The sequence below is a fragment of the Aeromonas sp. QDB56 genome (assembly GCF_027705505.1).
GTDB classification, from domain to species: domain Bacteria; phylum Pseudomonadota; class Gammaproteobacteria; order Enterobacterales; family Aeromonadaceae; genus Aeromonas; species Aeromonas caviae.
On sequence record NZ_JAPDBZ010000235.1, the window covers coordinates 1 to 2595 of the forward strand.

A 2595-nucleotide genomic window follows, 5' to 3' on the forward strand; every position below is an offset into this window, starting at 1 on the left:
TACGACAACAGGTCAACTGAGCGAAATCGGCGCCTGAGAGACTGCTGTCCTGCTTTGGAATTGTGCAACAAGGCCATAGATAAGCTGAACTCGGATAACGACTTTTCAACAACTCCAATAGAAAATTATTACGATTTTGCAGCAAATTTTGGTAACTGTCGTCATGAAGGAGGGGTTGACTTTAGAAGCGGGAAAAAACCAGAGGCTCTGGTTGAACTCATACTAAAACATTTTAGTAATCCAGGAGATCTTGTTCTCGACTCTTTTGCTGGCTCAGGGACCACAGCTGCGGTTGCTCATAAAATGGGGCGACAGTGGATAACAATTGAACTTGCAGAGCAAGCAGTAACCCATGTAGTGCCAAGAATTCAATCAGTAATTGATGGGAAGGATATGACAGGCGTTACTGAAAAATATAATTGGCAAGGTGGTGGTGGTTTCCGTTATCTGCGACTGGCTCCATCCTTGTTGAAAAAAGATGACTGGGGTAACTGGGTCATCAATAAGGAATATAACGCCGAGATGCTGGCCGAGGCCATGTGCAAGCATATGGGTTTTACCTACGCCCCCAGCCAGACCCAGTTCTGGAACCATGGCTACAGCACCGAAACTGACCATATCTACGTGACCACAGGCTCGCTGGCCTATGACCAGCTTAAGCGCATCAGCGAAGAGGTGGGTGCTGAGCGCAGCCTGTTGATTTGCTGCAAGGCGTTTATGGCCGAGGGTGCCGAGTTTCCGAATTTGACGCTGAAAAAGATCCCCAAGGTAATTCTGAACAAGTGCGAGTGGGATCATGACGATTACAGCTTCACTCTGAATGTGCTGCCGGAAGAGCAGGACGATGAGTGGGCGGATGACGACAGCGAAGAATAAGGAACAGCCATGAGCAACGGGACCACTATTGCCAACCAGATCGGCGCGCGTCTTTCTCTGCGCAAGCCGCAGAGTGAATCGCTCGCGATCCTTTGCCGTCTGCTGGAGCAGTTAAATCTGGATAAAGAGCCGGATCTGCAGCGCTGGATTGAGTTCCTCAAAACCGAGATGCTGCCCTTCAAGAGCTTTGAGCGTGACTTCCCCTCACTCTGTTTTGCCCTGGCAACCGGGGTTGGGAAAACCCGTCTGATGGGGGCCATGATCGCATGGCTCTATCTGACCGGTCGTAGCAGCCATTTTTTTGTGTTGGCGCCAAACCTGACCATCTATGAAAAGCTGAAACAGGATTTCCTGCCGGGCTCGCCCAAATATGTGTTTCAAGGCATCCCGGAACTGGCCCAGACACCACCGGTATTGATCACTGGTGATGACTATCAGGAAGGGCGTGGTGTGCGTCTGGATCAAACGGTCACCCTTGGCATGACGGGCGATATGTTCGCGGCGGAGACGGCGCCGCATATCAACATTTTCAATGTCTCCAAGATCAATGCGCTGGAGAACAAGCAAGGGGCGGCCAAATCCAAGCAGGCGAAGATCCGTCGCATCCAGGAGTATATCGGCGACTCCTACTTCAACTATCTGGCGGACTTGCCCGATCTGGTGGTGCTGATGGATGAGGCACACCGCTACTATGCAGATTCTGGCGCAACAGCCATCAATGATCTTAAACCCGTACTGGGCATCGAGCTGACCGCCACGCCGAAGACTACCGGGGCCAAGCCACGCGATTTCAAGAACATCGTCTATCACTACCCGTTGGCCCGTGCGCTGAATGACGGCTATATCAAGACCCCGGCAGTTGCCACCCGTAAAGACTTCAAAGCCAGTAGCTACAGTGAGCAGCAGCTTGAAACCATCAAGCTGGAAGATGGTATCCACCATCATGAATACGTGAAGACCGAACTGGCCAGCTATGCCAACAACACAGGTCGGCAACTGGTTAAGCCTTTCATGCTGGTGGTGGCACAGGACACAACCCACGCCGAAACCATCAAGGCCAGGATCGAAGATAACGAATTCTTCAATGGTGCCTATAAGGGCAAGGTCATTACCGTTCACTCCAACCAGACTGGGCAGGAGTCGGACGAAAATACGCAGCGGCTGTTAGCGGTAGAACACGACAAGAACACCGAGATTGTCATTCACGTTAACAAGCTCAAAGAGGGCTGGGATGTCACCAACCTCTACACCATAGTGCCTTTGCGGGCATCTGCGTCTGAGATTTTGACCGAACAGACCATTGGCCGCGGCTTGCGTCTGCCCTATGGCAAACGCACCGGTGTAGAAGCGGTTGATCGTTTGACGATCATTGCCCACGACCGCTTTCAGGAAATCATTGATCGCGCCAATGAGGAAGACTCCATCATCAAGCAGACCCTGTTTATCGGTGCGGATGACGATGAAAACGGGATCCCGGAGCACAAGCCTAATCAAGTGATAGTGCCTTCACTGGCTGAAACCTTGTTAGGGCGCTTGCCGACCGATGGTGAAGGGAACCAAATTAAGGAGCCGTTCGCCGCACCGTATGTGGCGACAAATCCGGCGGGTAACACATCGGTAAAACCGGTTCTGGCTACCGAAGCGTGAATTCAGATAATAAGTGCAATGCCCATGGTGCATAGGAGAGAGGCGGTCAACTACCAGTTAGGGTACGCTTCT

Annotated in this window: 2 protein-coding genes; both read left to right on the forward strand. The window is 51.8% G+C overall.

Going from position 1 to position 2595, the window contains the following annotated elements; translation table 11 throughout:
• On the forward strand, nt 1-876 hold an 876-nt coding region (locus OKB81_RS19955; RefSeq protein ID WP_270805409.1), incomplete at its 5' end, for a DNA methyltransferase.
• Nucleotides 877-885: 9 nt separating this feature from the next.
• Nucleotides 886-2523 carry a DEAD/DEAH box helicase gene (locus OKB81_RS19960; protein WP_270805410.1) on the forward strand — a complete coding sequence of 546 codons (1638 nt, stop codon included), beginning with the start codon at nt 886-888 and terminating at the stop codon, nt 2521-2523.
• Nucleotides 2524-2595 lie beyond the last annotated feature (72 nt).

Coding starts and splice junctions, on each gene's coding strand:
- OKB81_RS19960 (WP_270805410.1), top strand. CDS start 886: ATGAGCAACGGGACCACTATTGCCAACCAGATCGGCGCGCGTCTTTCT.